We start from the raw sequence: 23,683 nt of genomic DNA on the forward strand, positions 1-23,683 counted from the left end.
CTCCTTCGCGAGAGGCGGGCGGCGGCGCCGGGGAGCGCCGCCGGTTCATGCGGGTCGGCGCGCTCAGGCGCCGTAGTGGTCGGCGAGCGAGAAGTCGAAGACGCCCTCGTCGAAGCGGCTGTACGAGGCGTAGTCGAGGAGCTCGTAGAGCTCGGCGCGCGTCTGCATGCCCGGGACCTCCGAGCGGAGCGAGCCCTCCGCCTTGAGGGCGTCGAGTGCCCGCATCGCGGCGCCCATCGCGATCCGGAGCAGCGAGACCGGGTGGATCACGACGTTCACGCCGACGTCGGCGAGCTGCTGCGCGGTGAACAGCTCGCTCTTGCCGAACTCGGTCATGTTGGCCAGGATCGGCACGTCGATCGCGGCGCGCACGGCCTCGAACTCGGACAGGTCGCGCATCGCCTCGGGGAACACCGCGTCGGCTCCGGCGTCGACGAGGCGCTTGGCGCGGTCGATCGCGGCCGGCAGGCCGTCGAGGGCGCGGATGTCGGTGCGGGCCATGATCACCAGATCGGAGTCGCGGCGCGCGTCGACGGCCGCCGCGATCCTCCGCACCGAGGTCGCCTCGTCGACGACCGCCTTGCCGTCGAGGTGCCCGCAGCGCTTGGGGTTCACCTGGTCCTCGATGTGCAGCCCCGCGACTCCGGCGTCCTCGAGCATCTGCACCGTGCGCGCGACGTTCAGCGGCTCGCCGAAGCCGGTGTCCGCGTCGACGAGGACCGGCAGGTCGGTCAGGCGCGCGATCTGCTGCGAGCGGCCGGCCACCTCGCTGAGCGTGGTGAGCCCGATGTCCGGCAGCCCCAGCTCGGCCGAGAGCACGGCGCCCGAGACGTAGATCCCGTCGAAGCCCTTCGCCTCGATGAGGCGCGCGGAGAGCGGAGTGAACGCGCCGGGCAGCTGCAGCAGCTCGCCCGAGGCGAGGCGCTCGCGGAAGAGGCGGCGCTTCTCGGCGGGAGTCCGGGTGGAGTGGAGCATCGGGCGTCCTTCCCAGGGCGGTGTCCGGGTCCGAGCGGACCCGACTCGAATCTATACGCGCGCGGAGCTCGTGCACCCGTCTCGGAGGGAGGCGTCCCGTAGCCTGGAGCGGTCATGCTGCTTCTTCAGACCTCCACCCCGGACCCTGTCGCCGCCACCGTCTCCTTCTTCGAGTCCGAGCCCTTCTGGAAGGTGGTCGCGATCCTCGGGATCGTGCTGGGCGCGCTGCTGGTGCGCGTCATCGCCCACTTCGTGATCGGCCGCGTCGTCGACCAGATCGTGTCGGGAGTGAAGCGCCGCCAGCGCGTCGAGGACACCCAGTCGATCGCCGCGTCGCCGCTCGCGGCCGTGCGGGTGGTGCAGCGCACGCGCACGCTCGGGTCGATCCTCAACAACCTGAGCTCGATCCTGATCGTCGTCATCGCCCTGGTCATGATCGTGACGACGATCGACAAGGACCTCATCGGCTCCTTCGCCCTGCTGACGGCCGCCCTCGGCGCGGGCCTCGGCTTCGGCGCGCAGAACATCGTCAAGGACGTCCTCAACGGGCTGTTCATGGTCGCGGAGGACCAGCTCGGGGTCGGCGACGTCGTCGACACCGGGCAGGCGACGGGCGTGGTCGAGTCGGTCGGCGTCCGGGTGACGCAGATCCGCGACGTCAACGGCACCCTCTGGTTCGTCCGCAACGGCGAGATCGTCCGGGTCGGGAACATGTCGCAGGGCTGGTCGCGCGTCATCGTCGACCTGGCCGTGCCCTACGAGACGGACCTCGAGCAGGTGCAGTCCACGGTCCTCGCGACAGCGAACGAGCTGGCGGCGAGCAGTCGCTGGCGGGCCCGGATCATCGACAAGCCCGAGCTCTGGGGCCTGGAGTCCATCGCCGACGACGCCCTGGTCATCCGGGTCGTGGTCAAGACCCGCACCACCGCCAAGGACGACGTCGCCCGCGAGCTGCGCCTGCGCCTGAAGAAGTCGCTCGACGCGCTCGACGTGAAGCTCCCCTCGCTGGCCACCGTCGTCCTCGAGGGCTTCGAGGGGGCGACGAGCGTCGGAGGCGCCAAGCCGCCGCGGACCACGCCCTCCCCCACGATCAGCACCGAGCACGGCAAGCCCGTGCGACTCCCCCGCGCGCTGCGGCGCGGGAGCGGGACGCCGCCCCAGGACGGCGGCGGCACCTCCGGCCCGACGGGAGCGCGCTCGTGAGCGGCCTGCAGATCGGCGGCACGCCTCCGCTGCGCAGCTTCTGGGAGCACATCGGCGGCCGGCCGACGTTCGAGCGCCTGGTCCGCCGCTTCTACGAGGGCGTCCGCGAGGACGAGGTCCTCTGGCCGATGTACCCCGAGCACGACCTCGAGGGCGCGATCCAGCGGCTGACCGGCTTCCTCGAGCAGTACTGGGGCGGCCCGGGCACCTACAGCGAGGAGCGCGGCCACCCGCGCCTGCGGATGCGGCACCAGCCGTTCCGGATCAACCCCGAGGCCCGCGACCACTGGCTCCAGCACATGCGGACGGCCGTCGACGATCTCGAGCTCGCTCCGGCCGACGACGCCCTGCTCTGGGACTACCTGGAGCGCGCCGCCCACGCGATGGTGAACACCTTCGAGGAGTAGCCGCTCAGCCCGGGGTGCGGACCAGCACGTGTCCGCGCCGTGAGGTGAGGCGGCGCCAGGCGCCGCTCTCGAGCAGGGCGACCGGGTCGTCGGCGCCGAGGAACCCGAGCGCGAAGAGGGCGAACGCCGCTCCCGCCGGGACGTCCTCGAGGCCGTCGAGCGGGCGGCCCCAGACGCTCGACCGCACGCGGCCGACGATCTGCTCGCCCGTCTCGGAGCCGACGGCCGCCGCGATCTCGTCGATCCCCTCGCGCGCGACGCGCTCCAGGAAGCCCGGGTCCACGGGCTCGCGCCGGGTCCAGCCGCCGCGGGGCGGGGAGACGCCCGCCCAGGGTCCCGCCGTCGCGTCGTCGCCGTCGGGCAGCACGACCGGCTTGCCGTCCGCTCCGCCCGGCTCCCACTGCAGGCGGGCGAGGCGGTCCGACAGCGCACGGATCGGCACGACCCGGTCGAAACCGGCGGGCTCGTCGAGCGCGAAGACGCGCAGGCCCAGCACGGTCGCGGAGCGGTCGAGCAGACCGCGGGGCTGGAGGATCGCGGTGTAGGCGGCCAGCACGTGGTCGTCGGCGAGGAGCCGGACCGCACCGTCCTCGACCCGGGCCGAACGGCCGAGGAAGACGCGCAGATCCGACAGGCTGGGCGGATCCGCCAGGGAGAAGGACGAACTCATCGCGTCGATAAACTTACCCGAGGCCGCTCGCCCCACCGCCCGACACCCCGGAGGTACCGTGCCCGATCCCCTGTCCTCGTTCCTCACCGCGCTCGACCTGACGGACACCGGCGCCCGCACCAGCGAGGACATCTCGACGGGTCCCTCGCAGTGGATGCCCGAGGGGCGGGTCTTCGGCGGCCAGGTCCTCGCGCAGTCGCTCATCGCGGCCGGTCGCACCGTCGAGGGGCGCTCCGTGCACTCGATGCACGGGTACTTCCTCCGCCCCGGGGACGTCTCCCTGCCGATCACGTTCTCGGTCGACCGGATCCACGACGGCCGCTCCTTCTGCACCCGTCGGACGCAGGCCTACCAGAACGGACGCCCCATCCTCTCGATGATCGCCTCGTTCCAGACCGAGGACGAGGGCCTCGATCACCAGGCGCCGATGCCGGAGGGGATCCCCGACCCGGAGTCGCTGCCGAGCACCGCTGAGATCCTCGCGGGGGTCGACCACCCGGTCGGCAGCTTCTGGGCCACGCAGCGCCCCTTCGACGTGCGGCACGTCGAGCAGCCGGTGTACCTCCGGGCCGACCCCGAGCGGGTCGCGCACCAGAGCGTGTGGATGCGCTCGCTCGGACCGCTGCCGGACGATCCGATGCTGCACCGCGCCGCCCTCGCCTACGCGAGCGACTACACGATCCTCGAATCCACGCTCCGCCGGCACGGTGCGGCGTGGACGTCGCCGGGCCTGCGGATCGCGAGCCTCGACCACGCGATGTGGTGGCACCGCCCCGCGCGCGTGGACCAGTGGCTCCTCTACGTGCAGGAGGCGCCGAGCGCGTCCGGCGGACGCGGGCTCTCGCTCGGGCGCATCTACACGCAGGAGGGCGTGCTCGTGGCGAGCGTCGCCCAGGAGGGCATGGTCCGCGTCCCCCTGGGCTGAGCTCAGCCCCGCTTCGAGAAGGTGATGGGCTCCTCGACGTAGGGGCCCCACGCCTCGCGGAGCTCCTCCGGGATGCGCTGGGGCCTGCCCGTCGCGGCCGTGACCAGCACCAGAGTGGTGGCCGCCTTCGTGAAGAGCACCCGCGGGACGACGCCGGCGGGCGAGTAGAGCTCGTAGCAGACCTCGAGGCTCGCCCCGCCGATCCGCCCGATCCACAGCTCCACGTCGATCGGCGCGCGCATGTACGGGATCGGCGCGAGATACTCGATCTCCTGCCGGGCGATGAGGCTGATCGACTCGGCGCCCGGCCGTGCGTCGAGCACCGCCGTCGCCATCCCGCCGGGCTGCGGCGAGTCCGGCTTCCAGAACGCCTGGATGCGCGCCTCCTCGAGCAGGCGCAGCATCTCGGCGTTGTTCACGTGCGCGTAGGCGTCGAAGTCCGACCAGCGCAGCGGGATGGCGACGTGCAGGCGCATCAGTCGCGGGTGAGCTTGCGGTACGCGGAGCGGTGCGGCTTCGCCGCGTCCGGGCCGAGGCGCTCGATCTTGTTCTCCTCGTACGCCTCGAAGTTGCCCTCGAACCAGTACCAGTTGGCCGGGTCCTCCTCGGTGCCCTCGTAGGCGAGGATGTGGGTCGCGATCCGGTCGAGGAACCACCGGTCGTGAGTGATGACCACGGCGCAGCCGGGGAACTCGAGGAGCGCGTTCTCGAGGCTGCCCAGGGTCTCGACGTCGAGGTCGTTGGTGGGCTCGTCGAGCAGGAGCAGGTTGCCGCCCTGCTTGAGCGTCAGCGCGAGGTTGAGGCGGTTCCGCTCGCCGCCGGAGAGGACGCCGGCCTTCTTCTGCTGGTCCGGGCCCTTGAAGCCGAACTGCGAGACGTAGGCGCGGGAGGGGATCTCGGTCTTCCCGACGGTGATGTAGTCGTGCCCGTCGGAGACGACCTCCCACAGGTTCTTCTGCGGGTCGATGCCGCCGCGGCTCTGGTCGACGTAGGAGATGTCGACCGTCTCGCCGATCTTCAGGTCGCCCGAGTCGAGCGGCTCGAAGCCGACGATCGTCTTGAAGAGCGTGGTCTTGCCGACGCCGTTCGGGCCGATGACGCCGACGATGCCGTTGCGGGGCAGCGTGAAGCTGAGGTCGTCGATGAGGACGCGCTCGCCGAACTGCTTGTGCAGCTTCTTCGCGTCGATGACCTGGGAGCCGAGACGTGGGCCCACCGGGATGACGATCTCCTCGAAGTCGAGCACGCGCGTCTTCTCGGCCTCGGCCGCCATCTCCTCGTAGCGCGCCAGGCGCGCCTTCGACTTGGCCTGACGGCCCTTGGCGTTGCTGCGCACCCAGTCGAGCTCGGTGGTGAGCCGCTTGGCGAGCTTGGCGTCCTTCTTGCCCTGGACCTCCAGGCGGGCGCTCTTCTTCTCGAGGTACGTCGAGTAGTTGCCCTCGTAGGGGTAGAGGTGGCCGCGGTCGACCTCGGCGATCCACTCCGCGACGTTGTCGAGGAAGTACCGGTCGTGGGTGACGGCGAGCACGGCGCCGGGGTACTTCGAGAGGAACTGCTCGAGCCAGAGCACGCTCTCGGCGTCGAGGTGGTTGGTGGGCTCGTCGAGCAGCAGCAGGTCGGGCTTCTGCAGGAGGAGCTTGGTGAGCGCCACGCGGCGCTTCTCGCCACCCGAGAGGTTGGTGACGAGGGAGTCCCCCGGCGGGGTGCGCAGCGCGTCCATCGCCTGCTCCAGCTGCGAGTCCAGGTCCCAGGCGTCGGCGGCGTCGATCGCCTCCTGCAGGGTCCCCATCTCGGCGAGGAGGCTGTCGAAGTCGGCGTCCGGGTCGGCCATCGCGAGGGAGATCTCGTTGAAGCGGTCGATCTTGCCCTTGATCTCGCCCACGCCCTCCTGGACGTTCTCGAGCACCGTCTTGGTCTCGTCGAGCTCGGGCTCCTGCATCAGGATGCCGACGGTGTAGCCCGGGCTGAGCCGCGCCTCGCCGTTGCTCGGCGTGTCCAGCCCCGCCATGATCTTCAGGATCGTCGACTTGCCGGCGCCGTTGGGCCCGACCACGCCGATCTTCGCTCCCGGCAGGAACGACATGGTGACGTCGTCCAGGATCAGCTTGTCGCCGACCGCCTTCCGCGCGCGCACCATCGAGTAGATGTATTCAGCCATGCCCAGTCCTCAAGTCCGTCGGTCTGCGCGGAGTCGGGTCGCCCGCCGGTGGTCTGCTCCGCGCGGAGGCGCTGACGGAGGCTCGGACCGGGGCGGGACGCCGGGCCCCGGCCGACGCGGAGCGCAGGCCGCGGGACCGTCCGCACCAGTCGAGGATAACGGGAACTCGCCGGTCCGCGTCGGAGGGAGCGTCTGAACGCGGACCGCCCTCCGCTCCGGCCGGGCCGGTGGGGAGGGCGGATCGCGTCAGCGGACGACGGTGCGGATCAGCTGCAGGGCGTCAGGCGCTCCACCGCCTCGGACAGCGTGTCCGTGCTGCCGAGCAGGATCACCTGCGTCGCCTTGGACGCGGTGATGTCGGCGAGGACCGCCCGGGGCACGCAGGTGGGCTGGACCGCGAAGAGCGGGCTCCCGGTGTAGCCCGCCGCCGTGGCTCCGGCCAGGGCGTCGGGGAACTTCTCACCGGTCGCGAGGTAGACGGTATTCGCCGAGGTGAAGGCCGCCTCGTTCAGCTTCTCCGAGGTGTCGTACCGGTCGGTCCCGCCGATGCGGGTGATCACCGGGCCCGTGATCGAGCGCTCGATGCCGGCGCTGACCGAGAGCGTCGAGCCCGCGATCGTCAAGCTACTGACCTTGAGGCCGCTGATGATCTGCTGGGTGAGGGGGTCCACCGTGGAGCCGGTTCCGTTGGTCAGCACCACCGGAGCGCTATTCGCGCCGGCTGCGGCGCTGGCGCTCAGGGCGTCGGGGAACTTCTCGCCCGTGGCCAGCCAGGCCATCGAGGAGCCGCCCCTGAAGGCGTCCTGGAGGATCAGCTTCGAGGTGTCGTAGCGGTCGACTCCGCCGATGCGTGTGGTCTTCCCCTTCGGCGCATACGCGGCCAGGTCGCTGTAGACCTGGCTGCCGACGCTGAGCTCGGAGCCCACGACGACGATCTTCGCGGGCTTGAGACGCGTCAGCTCGGTGCGGACGACCTGGCTCATCGAGTCGCGGTCGACCAGGAGCAGCGGCCCGCCCGCCTTGGCCGCGGCGGGTCCGGCGCTGAGCGCGTCCGGGAAGTTCTGCCCGGTGGCGACGTAGACGACGGGGACGTTCGCCGGGAAGGTGCGCTTGGACACCTCGACCGCGGTGCCCTGACGGTCGGTGCCCGAGATGCGCGAGACGACCGGCGAGCCGGCAGGCGGGGCCGTCGGCGTACTGGTCGGCACGGGCGTGACCGGAGGAGTGGTCGGGCTTGGCGTGACCGGCGGGGTGGTCGCGGTGGCCGTCGGGGACGGCGTGACCGGCGGGGTGGTGGCTCCGCTTCCCGTCACACGGACCGCGGCGTCCGACGTGATGGTCGCTCCGCGGGGCTGCTCCACCCTGCCGTTGCTGATGCCGGTGACCTGGAGCAGGCTGCTCACGCGGTCCTTGTAGGCGTCGTAGGCGCTGGACGGGATCGTCACGGTGACCTTGGACTGATCGTTGTCCGCGACCACCTGGGCGGGGATCCGCTCGGTCCTGCTGGGACCGACGTAGGCGGCGAGCCCCTGGAGGTCGTAGAAGCCGTCCCGGTTGGACTCGAGGACGACGGTGTCGCCGCCCTTGACCTCCACGACGTCGACGTCCTTCTTGTACGCGAAGTACGCGGCGCTCCGCTGCAGCGTCTGCGCGGTCCCGCTGAGGTCGACCCCGCCGACGCCGCCGCTGCCGGAGGCTTCGGCGACGGAGAGGGTGGCCGACGTGGTCAGCTCGTAGCCGCTGTCGACCGGCTGGCCGATCGGCTCCTCGGGGTTCTTGATCGGCTGCTTCTGCGCAGTGATCTGCAGAGCGACGGTTCCACTGCCGAACGAGGCGAGGGGCTGCTTCAGGTCGATGCGGAAGCTGCGACTTCCGGACGCGAGGGTCGCCGACCCGGCGAGGTCGTAGTCCCCGATGGCCCAGTTGTAGGTCGTGAACGCCGGGTACGGTCCCGTCGGCCGAGCGGAGTCGGAGAGCGTGACGTCGAGCCCGGTGACGTCGCCCGCGACGGCAGCGGTCTGGGCGGCCGAGAAGGTCTCCGTCGTCGACCAGTTATAGGGACTGACCTGCGCGGACAGACGCTCCTGCTCGGCGGCGGCCGCTCCGGCTCCTGTCGTCACTCCGAGGACGACGGCTGCCGTGCTCGCGACCGCGATGGCGGCGCGCCTCCACCTCGCTCGCGTCGTCGTCTGCGGTCGGGATGTGGTCATGGCGAGTTCCCCCTCGTCGTGGTCCTCGTGCCGAGCACTCCTGTCGGCACGTCCGTCGCGGTGCCCGCGCTGGGGCCCACGTGTCGGTCAGGGCAGCCTAACCGTGCGGAGCGGCGTCCCGGGGAGGGGAGGGCGCCGCCGACCACCGGGATCGTCGACCGGTCCGCCCGCACGAGGCTGTGCTCACGCTCGGATCCGCACCGGTCGGAGTGGTCCTGCAGGAGCGTCGGGCGAACACCGGGCGCTCTCGGACTCGACGGGCGAGGGGCCTCGTCGAGGATCCTTTCGCCCTTTCAGACCCCGACCGGGGCGCACGGCGGGGCGGTTCCCGGTCGGGTCCGGCGCGTCAGCCCTGGATCGGGACGGTCCGGCCGACCAGGCAGGCGCCGGTCGCGATCGGTGCCGCGATCACCGCCCGCACCCCGCCGCTCTTCGGGCCGTACTGGCCGATGAGGCACGACTCCCCGAGCTTGACGGAGACCTGCACCGAGTCCGCGTCGAGTCCGACCGAGGTCTCGTCCGCTGTCAGCTGCATCGACTCGCGGGAGAACCCCGCCGCGACGAGCGCGTCGACCACGCTGGAGCCGCTCACCTCCGGATCGGGCTCGGCCGCCGCGCGAAGGGTCTGCTCGAACACGGGGAGGTTCTGCTCCGTCGTCCCGCCCGGCACGAAGGCGACGGGTGCGGCGGACTCCGCCGGTGCCGGCGCCTCGGCCGCGGAGGAGGACACCACGGGGTCCGGCGCCGACGGCGACGTGCAACCGGAGAGGCAGACGGCGAGACCGCCGAGCACGAGCGCGATGCGGGCCGCTCGGTTCCGTGTCACGCCCGGCTCCTCCCGACCGGGACGGCTCTCGCTCCGGTCCCCCGGATCAGAACGGGGTCTCCCCGGATCCTACCGAGAGACCGGGAGCGCCTCCGCCGACGCCCGCCGCCACCGGCGGCTCGGGCACGGCATCACCGCGGTCTTGGCCCGACGCGCCCCAGTCCCCCGCCGCGGCGCCCTCGCGCGGCGCCTCCTCGCTCCACGCGGGCTCGGCGGCGGGGGCGGGAGCAGAGGCGCGCCCGACGGTCTTCGTGAAGCTGCTGGTCCCCCAGGCGAGGTCGTGCCCGATGCCCTCGGCCGTGAGGACCACATCGGTACCGGCCTTGCCTCCCGCCTCCCAGGCCCTCACCCCGAGCCGCCCGGTGACCAGGATCCGGTCGCCGCGCGACAGGGAGGACAGCGCGTTGCCGGCCAGGCCGTTGAACGCGGTGACGGTGTACCAGTTGGTCGAGACGTCGACCCAGCGCTGCTCCGAGCGGTCGTAGCGCCGCTGCGTCGAGGCGAGCCGGAAGCTGGTCATCGCGGTGCCGCTGGAGGTGTCGATGCTCCGGGGCTCGGTGCCGATGGTCCCGATGACGGTCAGGGTGTCGGTCATGGTCGTGTCCTCTCTACTCCTGCCCCGCCACGGCTGCGACGGGCACGGCGCCCGGGCGGAGGGGGCTGGTACCGCTCGGGCGCCGCAGGGCCAGTGTCGCGACGAAGGGCCCGCCTCCGAGGTGGAGGCGGGCCCTTCTGGGGAGAGGACGAGCGGATCGTCCCCTGTGGAGGAGCGTTACGACGCGGTGATGTACCTCGAGTAGGACTTGCGGATCTTGTTCACCTTGGGCAGTGCGACCGCCATGCAGTAGCCCTGGCCCGGGTTCTTCGCGAAGAAGTCCTGGTGGTAGTCCTCGGCGGGGTAGTAGACGCCCAGCGGCGAGATCTCGGTGACGATCGGGCCGTCCCACCACTCGGACGCACGGTCGCGCGCGGTCTCGAACAGCTCCTTCTCCTCGTCGGAGGAGTAGAACATCGCCGAGCGGTACTGCGTGCCGACGTCGTTGCCCTGGCGGTTCAGCTGTCGCGGGTCGTGCAGGGTGAAGAAGACGTCGAGGACGACCTGCTCGGGGATGACCTCGGGGTCGAAGGTGACGGCGACGGCCTCGGCGTGGCCGGTGCGCCCGGAGCAGACGTCCTCGTAGTCGGGCTCGGTCGTGCGGCCGCCGGTGTAGCCGGAGACGACGTCGGTCACGCCGTCGAGGACGCGGTAGACGGCGTCCAGACACCAGAAGCATCCTCCGGCGAGTACGAATGTGCGCATTGCGTGTGACTCACTTCCTGTCGCGTCGACGCGTCCGGGGTGCCGGAGGCGTCAGTCGGTCCAACACGCTCACCGCCCCCTGCATTCCGCGGATCCGCCCCCTGCAATAGAGTCGCGGCGTGAGCTACGACGCCGCCCCCGCCCGCTACGACCGGATGGACTACCGACGCACCGGACGGAGCGGCCTGCTGCTGCCCGCCCTGTCGCTGGGCCTCTGGCACAACTTCGGATCCGACCGCTCCCTCGACACGCAGCGCGCGATCCTCCGCCGCGCGTTCGACCTGGGCGTCACCCACTTCGACCTCGCGAACAACTACGGACCGCCCTACGGCGCCGCCGAGACGGCCTTCGGCCGCATCCTCGCGGAGGACCTCCGCCCGTACCGAGACGAGATCGTCATCTCGTCCAAGGCCGGATACGACATGTGGCCCGGCCCGTACGGGGACGGCGGCTCGCGCAAGTACCTGCTCTCCTCGCTCGACCAGAGCCTGCAGCGGATCGGCGTCGACTACGTGGACGTCTTCTACTCGCACCGTCCGGACCCGGAGACTCCGATCGAGGAGACCATGGGCGCTCTCGTCTCGGCGGTGGAGTCGGGCAAGGCGCTCTACGCCGGCATCTCGAACTACTCGCCCGAGCAGACCCGGGCCGCGCAGGCGGCACTGGCGGGCAGCGGAGTCCCGCTCCTCCTGCACCAGCCCCGCTACTCGCTCTTCGACCGCGGACCCGAGGACGGCCTCTTCCCCGTGCTCGACGAGCTCGGCACCGGCTGCATCGTCTTCTCGCCGCTGGCGCAGGGGCTCCTGACGGACCGCTACCTCGACGGCACCGTGCCGGAGGGGTCCCGTGCGGCGACGTCGCGCTTCCTCTCCTCCGACCGGATCGACGAGGCGTACCTGACGCGCGCCCGCGGCCTGAACGCGATCGCGCAGCAGCGCGGCCAGTCGCTGGCCCAGCTCGCCCTGAGCTGGGTGCTCCGGGTGCCCACCGTCACGAGCGCCATCATCGGCGCGTCGAGCGTCGCGCAGCTCGAGCAGAACGTCGCCGCGCTGGACGCCGGCCCCCTCTCGCAGGAGGAGATCGACGCGATCGAGGAGTTCGCGGTGCACGGCACGACCCTGCGCTGACGCCCCGGCGGGGATGTCGGTGGTCGGCCGTAGTCTGCGACAGCACTCGGCCGGTGGGTGCTCCGAGACTCGAGCAGGAGGAACCGATGTCCCTGTCCACGCTGCACGCCACCCGCACCCCGCCGACGCTCACCCGGGTCAACGCCCGGCTGTGGCGCGTGAGCACCGGCTCGGGCGCCGTGGTCGGTCACATCGAGCTGGTCGAGGATCCGCTCGGCGAGCGGTACCGCGCCCGGCTGCTGCGGGCGGGCATGCCCGCCGGCGCCGAGCTCGGCGAGTTCTGGAGCGTCGACGACGCGATCGAGGTCTTCCGCGTCGCCTGACGCGCCGATCCGCCCGGTCGGCGGCGTGCCGAACGGGCGGCGGCGACCGCCCCGGATAGCGTTCGCCCCATGCAGTGGTGGAACGAGTTCATGTCCTGGATCCGCACGAGCGACGGGCACCAGGCGGTCTTCACGGCCGCTGTGGTCCTGCTGGCCGTGGTGGTCGGAGCGATCGTGATCGGCTCCGTCTTCCGGGCCTCCATCGCGCGCCTCATCCGTCAGCAGGATCACGAGCGGAAGAACGCGGTCATCGCGACGCTCGTCGACGCCGCGGTCGACGCCTCGGCCTGGAACGTCCTCAGCAGCCCGGAGCGCGTCCTCAGCGACCGCGCGTCCGCGCAGGCCGAGACGCACCTGCGCCTCCTGCCCGTCAAGGGCTCCGGAGTCGCGGCCAACTGGGCCGCTCACGAGCTCGCCGAGCTGAAGCACACGTCGAGCACCGGCGGCTACCAGACGCAGGCGAGCGTGGGCGAGTTCCGCGACCGCCTCGTGCAGTGGCGGGACAAGCCCGGGCGCGCCCGGAAGGCCTTCCTCGCCGACCTCGAGCGCTGGCGCTTCTCGGAGACGGGTCGAGACCGCTCCGCCGAGTCCGCTCCGTCGTCCGATCGGGCCGCGAGCACCGCCGAGGCCGCTCCCCAGCGCACCGCTCCCCCGGCCGCCGCACCGACCGCCGTCGCACCGGTCGTCGTCGGCGCGGGCTCCGCCTCCGGCTCTGCAGCCCCGCAGACGCCCACGATCGTCCTCCCCGCGTCGGCCGGGGACGCCTCGCAGGAGGAGACCCGCCGCCTGCTCGCCGACGTCGACCGCCTGGAGGTGCCGTCGCGCGAGCGTCCCGTGGAGGAGCTGCCGCCCGTCGACCCGCAGCGCTCGGCTCCTGCCGCCGAGCCGCAGCCGGACGCGGAGCACGACGCGACGCCGTCGGCTCCGGCCGACGGAGACCGCGACGACGTGCCGGCCGACGACGAGGCGGTCGTCCGGGCGGACGAGGCCCGGTTCGAGCGGTCCGCCTCGGACGACGACCGAGGCCAGGACCGCAGCTCGGTCTGAGTGCTCCCGACCACGAGAAGAAGGCCCCGATCGCGAGTGCGATCGGGGCCTTCTCCGTGGTGCGGGCGGTGCGTGTACTGACTAGCTGTGTGCATCACGTGCACGGGCGACTCGGCCGACCAGTACGGCGAGGGGCGCCGCGACGATCGTCCACGCGACGGCGATTCCACCGAGGATGGCGAGGAGCAGCATGGTCGTACCTCCGTTCGTTACGTCGTTGTAATTCCGGACACCCCAAGACTAGGTGCCTGAATGACACTCAAACGACTTCGGGTGGGAAACACGCCGGTGTTGCCTCCGATTTGCCGGTGTGTTACTGGTGGAGCGACCGCGAGTCCTCGTCCGAGGGTCACCGGAGCGGAGGAAAACCCCGTGGGTGCCGGGCGTCACTCCTCGGAGGAGCGCAGCGCCGCCCGAGGAGAGGCCGCGACGCGGTCGAAGGACGGGCGCGAGGCGTCGACGCTGATCCGCACGCCACCGGGACAAGACTAGGGACGGCGACCGGCGCGCTCCCGATCCGATGGTGCCCCCGGCAGGAATCGAACCTGCGACCAAGAGATTAGAAGGCTCCTGCTCTATCCGCTGAGCTACGGGGGCGGACTGCGACCACGATACCGAAGCGCAGGGGCCGCGCCCGCCGGGGCCTAGGCGCCCCGGACGAGTCCCAGCACTCCCACGACTAGGGAGACCACGGCGAGGGCGAGCGACACGCCGATGAGCACCGTGTGCACGCGGAGGAAGGTCGTCGCGCGGCCGTCCGCGTCGCGCGCCCGCGGGTCCTTGCGGACGCGGCGGAGGAAGGGCGGCCAGACGATCGCGTTCCACACGGCGTTGACGATCAGGAGGCAGCAGGCGAGCGTGATCACGAGGGTCCAGTGTAGGAGGAGCGGGACGGCCGGACCGGGTGTCGGCGGCCGCCGATAGACTGCCCCGCATGAGTAGCGCCCCCGACCGTCTTGTCTGGATCGACTGCGAGATGACGGGGCTCGACCTCTCCGTCGACGAGCTCGTCGAGATCGCCGTCGTCGTCACCGACTTCGAGCTGAACCCGCTCGACGAGGGGCTCTCCCTCGTCATCCGGCCCGACGCGACCGCGCTCGAGAACATGGGCGACTTCGTCCGGTCGATGCACGAGACCTCCGGGCTGCTGGTCGAGATCCCCTCCGGCGTCAGCGTCGCGGAGGCCGAGTACGAGGTGCTGGAGTACGTGCTGAAGCACGTCCCGGCGGAGCAGCAGGCCCCCCTCGCCGGCAACTCGATCGGCACCGACCGCGCCTTCCTCGCGAAGTTCATGCCGCGCCTCGACGGCCACCTGCACTACCGCAACGTCGATGTCAGCACGATCAAGGAGCTGGCACGGCGCTGGTTCCCGCGCATCTACTTCAACGCGCCCAAGAAGCACGGCGGACACCGCGCTCTCGCCGACATCCTCGAGAGCATCCGCGAGCTGCAGTACTACCGCCGTGCCGTGTTCGTGGAGCAGCCGGGGCCGAGCACCGCCGAGGTGCAGGCCGTGTCGGCCGCCGTCGTGGACGAGTTCGCCTCGCGGATGTAGTACTCTCGTACAGTTGCTTCGGCGGGTCACCCCGCCGGAACACGCTCCTGGTGGGTATAGCTCAGTTGGCAGAGCGCCTGGTTGTGGTCTAGGAGGTCGCGGGTTCGAGCCCCGTTACTCACCCCAGTGGCTGTGCATGCAGCGGAAGAGGCCCGGAGTTCCGACTCCGGGCCTCTTCGCACATCCGGCGACCGGCAGCGATCGCCGACGCAGAGAGGTCCCGGATGCTCGAGCTGGACGAGGACGCCTTCGAAGCCCTGGTGATCTCCGAGCTCGACGCGCTCCCGGACGACATGGTCGACGGGCTCGACAACGTCGTCTTCGTCGTGGAGGACCGGCCCGAGGACGGGACCCTGGATCTGCTCGGCTACTACGACGGCGTCGCCCTCACCGAGCGCGAGCGCTACGGCTTCGGCGAGATGCCCGACCGCATCGTGCTGTTCCGCGAGCCGCACCTCGCCGCGTGCGACGATCTGGACGCGCTGCGCGACGAGATCCACGTCACGCTCGTCCACGAGATCGCGCACTTCTACGGCATCGACGACGACCGGCTGCACGAGCTCGGCTGGGCCTGACCGCCGCCGAGGGAGAGCCTCCCACCGGCATCCGCTCGTCGCCGCGCTCGGCGGGGACCCCTCAGCCGCGCACCGCTCCCCCGCCGCCCGTGTCCAGCACGAGGTCGGCGTTCTCCCGGGGCCGATCCCGAGCGCAGTAGGAGCGGAAGTCGCGGTCCCAGGCGTCCCAGTGCGGAGCGAAGAGCTCGCCGTCGCGCTCGAGCGCGCGCACGCGCCGCACCTCGTCGTCGGCCTCGAGCCAGACCACCAGATCGGCGTGGCGGCGCGCGGCGGCGCCGGCCGATCCGCAGCCCTCGAGCACGAGAAGCGTCTCGCGGACGACGCGGCGCCCGGCCGTCGTCCCCGCGGCCCAGTTCCAGGGCCGCCAGTGCGCCGCGAGGCCGAGGCCGTGGGGGCGGACGAGCGTCCCGGCCGTCTCCCGCGACGCCCGGTCCAGGCCCGTCCAGCCGGGGTAGAGGTCGTCCATCCGCACGAGCGCGACCGACGATGCCGCCGGCGCGAGACGGAGCTGCTCGACCAGCGCGCGCGCGAACGTCGACTTGCCGGAGCCGCTCGGTCCGTCCAGCAGCACCGTCCGACGACGCCGCGCGATCACGGAGCGGGCGAGGTCGCCCGCCGTGTGATCCGTCAGCGGCAGGATCCGCTCAGCCATGCAGGACGAAGCTCCAGGAGCCGGTGACGACGGCGGCGGTCACGGCGACGGCAGCGATCAGCACTCCGCCCGCGAGCAGCAGGAGGTCGCCGGCTCCGAGGCGCGACTGCCGCGCCCAGGTGCGCGGGACGCCGGAGCCGAAGCCCTTCGCCTCCATCGCCGTCGCGAGCCTGCTCCCCCGCCGGATGGCCAGCACGAGCAGCGAGAACGTGCGGGCCGCGAGGCTGCGGAGCGCCTCGACGGGCCCGCGGCCGTCGGCGACCCCACGGGCCCGGCGGGCCATCGACAGGGTGCGCCAGTCGTCGACGAGCAGACCGACGAGCCGCATGCCGGCGAGAGCGCCGAGCACGAAGCGCGAGGGCAGGCGCAGGATCTGCGCGAGGCCGTCCGCCAGGTCCGTCGGGTCGGTGGTGGCGATGAGGACCACGCTCGGCAGTCCGATCGCCAGGACGCGCAGCGCGATGGCCAGCCCGAGGGCGACGGATCCCTCTGTGACCGACACGATGAGGAACTCCGCGTAGACGGCGCCGCTGTCGCGCCCGTAGAGGACTGTCGAGAGGCCGGCGAGCGGAGCCGCGATCCAGACGGGAGCCGTCCGCCGCACGAGCTCACCCGCTCGGAGCCCCGCGAAGGGCAGAACCAGCAGCTCGAGCGCCAGCGCCGTCGCCGCGGAGACCGCATCGACCGTGAGGAGGAGCGCGAACGCGATGACCAGGCTGGCGAGGAGCTTGGCCACCGGGTTGGCCCGGGCGATCCGGCTGCGCGCGGGAACGGAGTCGAGGAGCGTCATCCCGACACCACCTCGCGGGCGCCGAGGGTGACGACCGAGTCGGCGAGGGCGGCGACCAGCGCCTCGTCGTGGGTGACGGCGAGCACCGCCGTGCCTGCGTCGCGCTGCTCGGCGAGGAGGTCGACGAGCACCTCCCAGGTCAGGCGGTCCTGCCCGAACGTCGGCTCGTCGAGGACGAGCACGGACGGCGACCGGGTGAGGGCGGACGCGACGGCCAGGCGCCGCTTCTCGCCTCCGGAGAGGGTGAACGGGTTGGCGTCGGCGAGGTGCGCGAGGCCGAGGCGCTCCAGGAGCTCCTCCGCCCGATGCCGCTCCGTCTCGTCGCGGGCGCCCAGCGCGAGCTCGGCGCGCACGCGAGCGGTGAGGAACTGGTGCTCCGGCTCCTGGAACACCATCGCGATCCGTCCGGCGAGCTGAGCCGAGGTCCAGCGGATCGGCTCCGGGCCCGCACCGGCGCGGAGCGACTCGGAGGCGGTCACCCGCCCCGCGACCGGCGGCAGGAGACCGGCCAGCGTGAGCGCGAGGGTCGACTTCCCCGCGCCGTTGGGTCCCAGCACGGCCGTGGCCCGCGCGGAGTCGACGGCGAGCTCGAGCCCCGAGGCCACGATGGTCGAGCGGCGGCGCCCGAGGACGGGCCGGCCGATGGCGAGGTCGTGCGCGCTCAGGGCGGCGGGCGAGGGCAGCTCGCTCGCCCCGCGCCGGGCGGGGGTGTCACCGGGCAGCCAGACGCCGGAGGCGCGGAGCACGTCGTGCGTTCGATCGAGGACCTCGACTGGAGCGCCGTCGGCGACGACCGCGCCGTCCCGCCCGAGCACCACGACCCGGTCGACGAGGCCGACCCACACGTCGACCCGGTGCTCGACGACGATCAGCGTCGCCCCCGTGCGGGCGGCCGTGCGCTCCACCGCCGCCCGCACCTCGCGTACACCGTCCGGATCGAGGTTGGCGGTGGGCTCGTCGAGGAGCAGGAGCCGCGGACGCATGGCGAGCACACCCGCCAGGGCGAGCCTCTGCTTCTGCCCGCCCGAGAGCGCCGAGGTGGAGTGGTCCAGCGGAACGTCGAGCCCGACGTCGCCGAGCGCCTCCCGCACTCGCGCGGGGATCTCCTCGCGCGGCACGCCGAGGTTCTCGCAGGCGAACGCGACGTCGTCGCCGACCCGCGCCAGGACCGCCTGAGTGTCCGGATCCTGCAGCACGAGCCCCGCGACACCGCGCCGGGTGAGCGGCGCAGCTCCGTCGATCTCGAGCTCGCCCGCCGCGGAGCCGTCCTCCTCCCCGCCGAGGACGCCGGCCAGGGCGTGCAGCAGCGTGCTCTTTCCCGCGCCGGAGGGGCCGAGGAGCAGCACGCGCTCCCCCGGCTCCAGCGCGAGATCGAGGCCGGAGAGGGCGTCGCGGGAGCGTCCCGCGTGCCGCCAGCTCCAGCCCCGCGCCCGGACGTAAGCGCCGCTCATCGAGCGCCCGCGCCGGCTCCCTCGACCGTCCGGCCCTCGCGCCCGGATGCGAAGCGGTCCAGCGCTCCCGAGGCCGCGAGCCCCCGCACCGCGAACCAGGACAGCAGCCCGGCCAGGAGCGCGCCCGAGACGATCGAGGAGGCGACGTAGACGGTCTTGAAGAGCGCGTCGTTGACGGCGTAGTACGACAGCAGGTCGTTGATCGCGAGGGCGAGCCCCGCACCGGCACCGGCCAGCATCGCGACGAGCGGACGGCCGCTGCGGTAGAGGAAGAGCGCCAGGACGATCTCCGCGCCGAGTCCCTGCACGAGTCCGGAGATCAGCACGGTGAAGCCCCACTGGGTGCCGATCAGAGCCGACACGGCCGCGGCGACCAGCTCGGTGTAGAGCGCGGCTCCGGGCTTGCGGATGATCAGGCCGCCGAGGACGCCGGCGAAGAGCCAGCCGCCGCCGAGGAGCCCGCCGAGCCCGGGCAGGAACTCGAAAGCGAGGCCGAGGACGTTCGTCGCCAGGCCCCAGGCCCAGAAGACGATCCCGCTCGCGACGGCGACGACGCTCGCCACCACGATGTCGACGACCCGCCAGCGCAGATCGCGCCGGGCCGGGGCGGAGGAGGTGAGGTTCTGCGCGTTCGTGTTCTGCGCGTTCGTGTTCTGCGCGTTCGTGTTCTGCACTGACGTGCCCTTTCGTGGAAGCGAATGGAGGGCACGGGTTGGTAAGAGGAGATCGAAACGTTCCTTCGCTGGCATGACCCAGATCAGGTTCGACGGTCGAAGGCTGCTGCCTTCCTCTCAGCCCGGTGCACCGGACTCCCGTGTTCATCGGCAATCATAGACGTCATGTCGTGGTCGGTGGTCGTCGTCCTGGCCGTGCTGCTGATCGTCCTGCTGCAGGCCCTGCTCTGGCAGCGCCGTGCGCGGATCCGCCGCGAGCTGCTCAGCTACGGCACGCGGGTGCCGGCGCGCGTCGTCGGGCCGGATCCGGCACGCGGCGATCGCGATTCGGCACGGGATCTGGGCAGGCTCCTGGTCGTCTACCGGACCGCCGAGGGTGTGGAGAAGCGCGCGCAGAAGTACCCGCTGAAGCGGGGGGACGCGTGGATGGCCGGCGAGCCCGCCGCGGTGATCTACGACCCCCGCCGGCCGGACGACGCCGAGCGGCTGATCGTCGGCTTCGGCCGGACGAAGAAGAAGTGGTACCCCGCGCGCCAGCAGCGCGCCAGCTGACGCGGGGCCGCTCCGGCTACTTCTTGAGGGCGCGGATGATGCGCGCGAGGGCCTTGCCGGTCACCCACACGAAGGGGATGCCGACGGCGAGGACCGAGATCACGTTCGGCTGGAACCGCAGGCCGAGGTCGTCCTTGATGTAGGCGCCGATCGGGATGACCGTGGCGCCGCCGCCTCCGCCGCCGCCCTCCTGGCCGTCCTCGGAGCCGCTGCCTCCGCCGAAACCGAACCAGCGGAGGGCGACGGGGACGAGCGAGACGCCGTCGACGGTGACGGGCTCGCCGTAGATCGTCGCGGTACCCGCGGTGGTGACGGTGTCGGCCAGGGAGACTGCGATGTTGGGCATGGTGCGACGGTACTCCGCGGCTCTCCGCGGCGACAAGCGGCCCGCCGGGGCGCACAGGACTCGTCCATGGACCTCCGGGGACCTGCTGCCATGATCGACGGATGTCCGCCCGCACCCGCCGCCGCCGCCCCGTGCGCTCGGCCGCGGTGTCGGTCGCGAGCCTCGTGCTCGCCGCCTTCCTCGCCTTCCACCGCGCGCTGCCCGATCCGATCGGCTGGCTGTCGGTCCTCGAGGTCGGGATCCCCTGGACGGGGCTGCTCGTGCTGCTCCTCATCGCGGCCGCGGCGGCCCTCCGGTCGCGCCGGACGGCGGCCGCGGTCACCGTGCTGGCGATGGTCTACGGCGTGCTGGTGCTGCCGGTCGCGCTTCCGGCGCCGGCCGTGCGCTCCGGCTCGTTCACCGTCGTCAGCCAGAACATCGAGACGAGCAGCGACGCCGGTGGGCTGGCCGCCTCGCTCGCCGCCCGCGGCCCCGACGTGATCGCGCTGCAGGAGCTCGACGGAGACGCCGTGGACGCGGTCGACGCCGAGCTGGCCGACGAGTACCCGTACTCGTCCGTCTCGAGCACCGTCGGCGTCTGGAGCCGGACCGAGCTGACCGACGAGGAGCCGCTCGACCTCGGTCTCGGCTGGGAGCGCGCGCTCGCCGTCGACGTCGACACGCCGGTCGGCAGCGCGCGCCTGTTCGTGGTGCACCTGGCCTCGTTCCGGCCGGGCGACCACGAGGAGCGGGACACCATGCTCTCGAACCTCGCCACCGCTCTTCGAGACGACGCGTCGGAGCGGACACTGGTCATCGGCGATTTCAACACGCCGACGGACGACCACCTGTTCGCTCCGGTGCTGGCGGAGGCGGGTCTCGTCCGCACGGGCGGAGTCGGCTTCCCGGCGACCTGGCCGTCCCTGCTGCCGCTCGTCTCGCTCGACCACGCGCTCGCCGACGGCGTCACCGCCGCGACCGTCGCGGTCCTGCCGCCGAACGGCTCCGACCACCGCCCGATCAGTCTGACGATCGGTTCCGCGTAGCGAGCGTGTCGCTGAGGTCGATCCCCTTGGCCGACTCGGGAGCCGACCGGGACAGGAGCGAGGCGGGACGCACGGCCCCGGAGCCGAAGCGGGCGGCCACGCCGTCGACCGCGAGCTCCGCGTCGCGCCAGTCGTCGGAGTCGCTCCACAGGGAGAACGCGACGTCGTCGCCCTCGACCAGCTGCTCGCCGCGCACGCCGATCAGCCGCACGGGCCGCCGCATCGGGTTGGCCGCCTCGAGGAGCGCGGAGGAGGCCTCGTAGAGGACCCGGGCCACGTCCGTCGCCTCGACGAGCGTGCGGGAGCGGGTGAGGGTGCTGAAGTCGCCGAAGCGCACCTTCACCGCGACGGTGCGGCAGCGCACTCCCGAGCGGCGCATCCGCACGGCGACCTTGTCGCAGAGCCGCAGCAGCTCACGACGGACGAGCTCGGGGTCGGCCACGTCGTCGGCGAACGTGATCTCGTGTCCGGCGCTCTTCTCGATCTGGCGGGTGTCGACCGGCCGCGGATCCACCCCGTTCGCCAGGGCGTGCAGGCGCCTCCCGGTCGCCTCGCCGAGGGCGGACACCAGCGACGGCAGCGGGGTGGTCGCGACGTCGGCGACGGTGCGCAGACCGCGGCGGACGAGCGCCTCCTCCGTGCTCGCGCCGACTCCCCACAGCGCGCTCACGGGCAGCGGATCGAGGAACTCGCGGACGCCGTCGGCGGGGACGACCAGCAGACCGTCGGGCTTGGAGCGGCCGGAGGCGAGCTTGGCGACGAACTTGGTGCTGGCGATCCCGACCGAGCAGGTCAGCCCGAGCTCGGCGTGCACCCGGCGGCGGATCTCGGTGCCGATCGCGAACGGCGAGCCCGAGATGCGGCGGGCACCCGCGACGTCGAGGAACGCCTCGTCGATGCTCAGGCGCTCGACCAGCGGCGTGAAGGAGTCGAAGATCGCCATGACGCGGCGAGAGGCCTCGCGGTAGCGCTCCATGTGCGGCTCGAGGACCACGGCCTGCGGGCAGCGGCGGAGGGCGACCGCCATGGGCATCGCCGAGTTGACGCCGTAGCGGCGCGCCTCGTACGTCGCCGCTGTGACGACGGAGCGCGCTCCGTGGTGGCCCACGATGACCGGCCTCCCGCGCAGATCCGGCCGGTCGAGCAGCTCGACGGAGGCGAAGAACGCGTCCATGTCGATGTGCATGATGCTCGCGCGCGGGTCGTCGAAGGGCTCGGTCGTGACCTGCCGCCCCGTGCCGTCCTGCTTGCTCACGCGGTGCCGTCCTGCTCGCTCACGCCGTGCCGTCCTGCCTGCTCACGCCGCTCCGTCCTGCTCGACCACACCTCCGGACATGATCGCACCCACCACCGACATCGGCTTCCCGGCCGCTGCGCCCGGGCCGGCCGGGAATGAGCGCCGACCACTCGCGGTTGACCCGAGCACCACGACGCTCCGGAGAGACCATGACGCACGAGCAGCCCGACTCCCCCACCGCCACCGAGACCGGCCCCGGCGCCGAGATGAGCCGCTGGCTCGATCTGCAGGACCGCGCCCACCGCGCCTTCGAGCTCCGGCTGAGCGCCGTCGAGGACTGGTCGGCCCCCACGCCCGACACCGAGTGGGACACGCGCGCTCTGGTGCTGCACGTCGTCCGCGAGCAGCAGCGCGCGCACACGCTCCTCTCGGGGGGCGACGAGTCGGCGCTGCGCCTCGAGTCCGTCGCCACCGATCTGAGGAGCGAGTGGCGCCGCGTGACCGACCGCCTGCGCGACGCTGTCCGCACCGTCGACCCGGCCGCGACCGTGCAGCTGGGGCGCGACACCGTCAGCGCCGTCGAACTGCTGCAGGAGCAGACGGCCGATGTGACCGTCCACGCCTGGGACCTCGCCCGCGCGACCGGCAGCGACGACCGGCTGGACGAGGAGCTCGTCGCAGCGGTCTGGGAGCTCTTCGCACCCCAGGAGGAGACCCTGCGCGCGAGCGGCCTCTACGCCGCGCCCGTGCCGGTCGACGACGCCGCCTCCCTCCAGAGCCGCCTGCTCGCCATCACCGGACGCGACGACCGCCTCGCCGCCTGACTGCCCGGTGCCCGGACGCCGTCAAGGCCTGGGGGCGTCCAGGGTCGCCGCGGCAGGATGGAGGGGACCACGAACACGGGGCGACCCGCCCCGACGAGGAGAGGAACGTCCATGACACGCATCGCCGTCATCGGAGCCCACGGCAAGGTGGGGCAGCAGATCCTGCACCTGCTCTACGACGCCGGCCACGAGTCGGTCGGAGTGATCCGCAACCCCGATCACGCCGAGGACATCGTCCGGCTGGGCGGCGAGCCGCTCGTGCACGACCTCGAGGACACGACGCCCGAGGCCTTCGCCGAGGCGCTGGGCCACGTCGACGGCATGGTCTTCACCGCCGGAGCCGGACCCGACTCGGGCCCGGAGCGCAAGCGCACCGTCGACCTGGGGGCGTCCGTCCTCAGCCAGAAGGCCGCCGCGATCGTCGGGGTCCAGCACTTCGTGCAGGTCAGTGCGATCGGTGTGGACGAGCCGCTCCCCGAGGACACGGAGGAGGGCTGGAAGGCCTACGTCGAGGCCAAGCGCGACGCCGACGCGGCACTGCGCGACTCCGGCCTCGACTACACGATCCTCCGCCCGGGCGGGCTGACGGACGACGAGGGCACCGGCACGATCACGCTCGGCACCTCCGTCGAGAAGGGGAGCATCCCGCGAGCGGACGTCGCCGCGACGGTGATCGCCGCCCTGGCGCAGCCGACCTCCATCGCGAAGACGTGGGAGATCGTCTCCGGTCCCACCCCGATCGAGGACGCGGTGGCTCAGGGAGCCTGAGCCCCGGCCCCTCCTCCTAGAGTGGGGCGGGTGAGCACCCACCCGCCCCACTCTAGGAGGAGG

At 72.3% G+C, this 23,683-nt stretch carries 27 protein-coding genes, 2 tRNA genes and 1 riboswitch; of the genes, 13 read left to right on the top strand and 16 right to left on the bottom strand.

What is annotated here, in order from left to right:
• Positions 1 to 63 precede the first annotated feature (63 nt).
• Positions 64 to 975 (bottom strand): methylisocitrate lyase, encoded by a 912-nt coding sequence (prpB, locus tag C5C29_RS13110; RefSeq protein WP_104223704.1) that lies wholly within the window; start codon positions 973 to 975, stop codon positions 64 to 66.
• Between the two features lie 114 nt (positions 976 to 1,089).
• Here prpB and C5C29_RS13115 point away from each other — a divergent pair, with 114 nt between their 5' ends.
• Both C5C29_RS13115 and C5C29_RS13120 read left to right on the top strand, forming a co-directional pair.
• A complete protein-coding gene (locus C5C29_RS13115; protein WP_104223705.1) occupies positions 1,090 to 2,178 on the top strand; it encodes a mechanosensitive ion channel family protein in 1,089 nt (362 codons plus the stop codon).
• On the top strand, positions 2,175 to 2,585 hold the full coding sequence (locus tag C5C29_RS13120; RefSeq protein WP_279630823.1) for a globin: 411 nt from the start codon (positions 2,175 to 2,177) through the stop codon (positions 2,583 to 2,585). Before C5C29_RS13115 ends, C5C29_RS13120 begins: the two co-directional genes overlap by 4 nt.
• A 4-nt stretch (positions 2,586 to 2,589) precedes the next feature.
• Here the strand turns inward: C5C29_RS13120 and C5C29_RS13125 are convergent, their stop codons facing one another.
• On the bottom strand, positions 2,590 to 3,255 hold the full coding sequence (locus C5C29_RS13125; protein WP_104223706.1) for a hypothetical protein: 666 nt from the start codon (positions 3,253 to 3,255) through the stop codon (positions 2,590 to 2,592).
• Between the two features lie 58 nt (positions 3,256 to 3,313).
• On the opposite strand from C5C29_RS13125, the gene C5C29_RS13130 reads away from it, so the two are divergent.
• The gene (locus C5C29_RS13130; protein ID WP_258062278.1) at positions 3,314 to 4,180 is read left to right on the top strand and encodes an acyl-CoA thioesterase II; all 867 of its coding nucleotides are present in this window, start codon (positions 3,314 to 3,316) and stop codon (positions 4,178 to 4,180) included.
• Positions 4,181 to 4,182: 2 nt separating this feature from the next.
• Here C5C29_RS13130 and C5C29_RS13135 read toward each other — a convergent pair whose 3' ends face one another.
• The 6 genes from C5C29_RS13135 to msrA all read right to left on the bottom strand — a co-directional run bounded on the left by C5C29_RS13135 (position 4,183) and on the right by msrA (position 10,674).
• Positions 4,183 to 4,656, bottom strand: coding sequence for a thioesterase family protein (locus C5C29_RS13135; RefSeq protein WP_104223707.1), 474 nt, complete (start codon positions 4,654 to 4,656; stop codon positions 4,183 to 4,185).
• On the bottom strand, positions 4,656 to 6,338 hold the full coding sequence (ettA, locus tag C5C29_RS13140; RefSeq protein ID WP_104223708.1) for an energy-dependent translational throttle protein EttA: 1,683 nt from the start codon (positions 6,336 to 6,338) through the stop codon (positions 4,656 to 4,658). Before ettA ends, C5C29_RS13135 begins: the two co-directional genes overlap by 1 nt.
• A gap of 266 nt (positions 6,339 to 6,604) precedes the next feature.
• On the bottom strand, positions 6,605 to 8,548 hold the full coding sequence (locus tag C5C29_RS13145) for a cell wall-binding repeat-containing protein (RefSeq protein ID WP_104223709.1): 1,944 nt from the start codon (positions 8,546 to 8,548) through the stop codon (positions 6,605 to 6,607).
• A gap of 346 nt (positions 8,549 to 8,894) precedes the next feature.
• Positions 8,895 to 9,374 carry a DUF6993 domain-containing protein gene (locus C5C29_RS13150; RefSeq protein WP_104223710.1) on the bottom strand — a complete coding sequence of 160 codons (480 nt, stop codon included), beginning with the start codon at positions 9,372 to 9,374 and terminating at the stop codon, positions 8,895 to 8,897.
• A 46-nt stretch (positions 9,375 to 9,420) separates the two neighbouring features.
• Positions 9,421 to 9,969: a single-stranded DNA-binding protein gene (locus C5C29_RS13155; RefSeq protein WP_104223711.1), complete on the bottom strand. Its 549-nt coding sequence runs from the start codon at positions 9,967 to 9,969 to the stop codon at positions 9,421 to 9,423.
• A 177-nt stretch (positions 9,970 to 10,146) separates the two neighbouring features.
• Positions 10,147 to 10,674 carry a peptide-methionine (S)-S-oxide reductase MsrA gene (msrA, locus tag C5C29_RS13165; protein WP_104223713.1) on the bottom strand — a complete coding sequence of 176 codons (528 nt, stop codon included), beginning with the start codon at positions 10,672 to 10,674 and terminating at the stop codon, positions 10,147 to 10,149.
• Between the two features lie 119 nt (positions 10,675 to 10,793).
• Here msrA and C5C29_RS13170 point away from each other — a divergent pair, with 119 nt between their 5' ends.
• From C5C29_RS13170 to C5C29_RS13180, 3 genes are all read left to right on the top strand, one after another.
• Positions 10,794 to 11,801 carry an aldo/keto reductase gene (locus C5C29_RS13170; protein WP_104223714.1) on the top strand — a complete coding sequence of 336 codons (1,008 nt, stop codon included), beginning with the start codon at positions 10,794 to 10,796 and terminating at the stop codon, positions 11,799 to 11,801.
• An 86-nt stretch (positions 11,802 to 11,887) separates the two neighbouring features.
• Complete coding sequence (locus C5C29_RS17205; protein ID WP_104223715.1) at positions 11,888 to 12,124, top strand: hypothetical protein; 237 nt, start codon at positions 11,888 to 11,890, stop codon at positions 12,122 to 12,124.
• A 69-nt stretch (positions 12,125 to 12,193) separates the two neighbouring features.
• The gene (locus C5C29_RS13180) at positions 12,194 to 13,171 is read left to right on the top strand and encodes a hypothetical protein (RefSeq protein WP_104223716.1); all 978 of its coding nucleotides are present in this window, start codon (positions 12,194 to 12,196) and stop codon (positions 13,169 to 13,171) included.
• Between the two features lie 521 nt (positions 13,172 to 13,692).
• Here the strand turns inward: C5C29_RS13180 and C5C29_RS13185 are convergent.
• Positions 13,693 to 13,768 (bottom strand) — tRNA-Arg (locus C5C29_RS13185).
• Between the two features lie 47 nt (positions 13,769 to 13,815).
• Entirely contained in the window at positions 13,816 to 14,037 is a 222-nt protein-coding gene (locus C5C29_RS13190; RefSeq protein ID WP_104223717.1) for an SCO4848 family membrane protein, read from the bottom strand.
• Positions 14,038 to 14,105: 68 nt separating this feature from the next.
• Here C5C29_RS13190 and orn point away from each other — a divergent pair, with 68 nt between their 5' ends.
• The 3 genes from orn (at position 14,106) to C5C29_RS13205 (ending at position 15,301) form a co-directional block, all read left to right on the top strand.
• Positions 14,106 to 14,726: an oligoribonuclease gene (gene orn / locus C5C29_RS13195; RefSeq protein WP_104223718.1), complete on the top strand. Its 621-nt coding sequence runs from the start codon at positions 14,106 to 14,108 to the stop codon at positions 14,724 to 14,726.
• A 50-nt stretch (positions 14,727 to 14,776) separates the two neighbouring features.
• A tRNA-His gene (locus C5C29_RS13200) sits at positions 14,777 to 14,852 on the top strand.
• 98 nt (positions 14,853 to 14,950) lie between these two features.
• A complete protein-coding gene (locus C5C29_RS13205; RefSeq protein WP_104223719.1) occupies positions 14,951 to 15,301 on the top strand; it encodes a metallopeptidase family protein in 351 nt (116 codons plus the stop codon).
• A 61-nt stretch (positions 15,302 to 15,362) separates the two neighbouring features.
• On the opposite strand, the gene C5C29_RS13210 is transcribed toward C5C29_RS13205, so the two are convergent.
• Genes C5C29_RS13210 through C5C29_RS13225 form a run of 4 tightly spaced genes read right to left on the bottom strand, consistent with a single transcriptional unit; the run spans position 15,363 to position 18,868 of the window.
• Positions 15,363 to 15,953, bottom strand: coding sequence for an AAA family ATPase (locus C5C29_RS13210; RefSeq protein ID WP_219812296.1), 591 nt, complete (start codon positions 15,951 to 15,953; stop codon positions 15,363 to 15,365).
• Entirely contained in the window at positions 15,946 to 16,743 is a 798-nt protein-coding gene (locus C5C29_RS13215; protein ID WP_104223720.1) for an energy-coupling factor transporter transmembrane protein EcfT, read from the bottom strand. The genes C5C29_RS13210 and C5C29_RS13215 overlap by 8 nt, the downstream gene beginning before the upstream one ends.
• Positions 16,740 to 18,194 (bottom strand): ABC transporter ATP-binding protein, encoded by a 1,455-nt coding sequence (locus C5C29_RS13220; protein WP_104223721.1) that lies wholly within the window; start codon positions 18,192 to 18,194, stop codon positions 16,740 to 16,742. The genes C5C29_RS13215 and C5C29_RS13220 overlap by 4 nt, the downstream gene beginning before the upstream one ends.
• Positions 18,191 to 18,868 carry an ECF transporter S component gene (locus C5C29_RS13225; RefSeq protein WP_104223722.1) on the bottom strand — a complete coding sequence of 226 codons (678 nt, stop codon included), beginning with the start codon at positions 18,866 to 18,868 and terminating at the stop codon, positions 18,191 to 18,193. Before C5C29_RS13225 ends, C5C29_RS13220 begins: the two co-directional genes overlap by 4 nt.
• A 43-nt stretch (positions 18,869 to 18,911) precedes the next feature.
• Positions 18,912 to 19,019: riboswitch (TPP riboswitch) on the bottom strand.
• Positions 19,020 to 19,033: 14 nt separating this feature from the next.
• Here C5C29_RS13225 and C5C29_RS13230 point away from each other — a divergent pair.
• On the top strand, positions 19,034 to 19,420 hold the full coding sequence (locus C5C29_RS13230; RefSeq protein ID WP_104223723.1) for a DUF3592 domain-containing protein: 387 nt from the start codon (positions 19,034 to 19,036) through the stop codon (positions 19,418 to 19,420).
• 16 nt (positions 19,421 to 19,436) lie between these two features.
• On the opposite strand, the gene C5C29_RS13235 is transcribed toward C5C29_RS13230, so the two are convergent.
• On the bottom strand, positions 19,437 to 19,766 hold the full coding sequence (locus C5C29_RS13235; protein WP_104223724.1) for a hypothetical protein: 330 nt from the start codon (positions 19,764 to 19,766) through the stop codon (positions 19,437 to 19,439).
• Between the two features lie 101 nt (positions 19,767 to 19,867).
• Here C5C29_RS13235 and C5C29_RS13240 point away from each other — a divergent pair, with 101 nt between their 5' ends.
• Entirely contained in the window at positions 19,868 to 20,791 is a 924-nt protein-coding gene (locus tag C5C29_RS13240; RefSeq protein WP_104223725.1) for an endonuclease/exonuclease/phosphatase family protein, read from the top strand.
• Here C5C29_RS13240 and dinB read toward each other — a convergent pair.
• Positions 20,766 to 22,046: a DNA polymerase IV gene (dinB, locus tag C5C29_RS13245; protein ID WP_104223726.1), complete on the bottom strand. Its 1,281-nt coding sequence runs from the start codon at positions 22,044 to 22,046 to the stop codon at positions 20,766 to 20,768. The two genes, C5C29_RS13240 and dinB, sit on opposite strands and share 26 nt — an antisense overlap.
• A 191-nt stretch (positions 22,047 to 22,237) precedes the next feature.
• On the opposite strand from dinB, the gene C5C29_RS13250 reads away from it, so the two are divergent.
• A complete protein-coding gene (locus C5C29_RS13250) occupies positions 22,238 to 22,852 on the top strand; it encodes a TIGR03086 family metal-binding protein (RefSeq protein ID WP_258062280.1) in 615 nt (204 codons plus the stop codon).
• 111 nt (positions 22,853 to 22,963) lie between these two features.
• The gene (locus tag C5C29_RS13255; RefSeq protein ID WP_104223727.1) at positions 22,964 to 23,620 is read left to right on the top strand and encodes an SDR family oxidoreductase; all 657 of its coding nucleotides are present in this window, start codon (positions 22,964 to 22,966) and stop codon (positions 23,618 to 23,620) included.
• The last annotated feature ends 63 nt before the right edge of the window (positions 23,621 to 23,683 follow it).

Source organism: Rathayibacter sp. AY1H2 (assembly GCF_002931985.1).
Lineage (GTDB): Bacteria > Actinomycetota > Actinomycetes > Actinomycetales > Microbacteriaceae > Rathayibacter.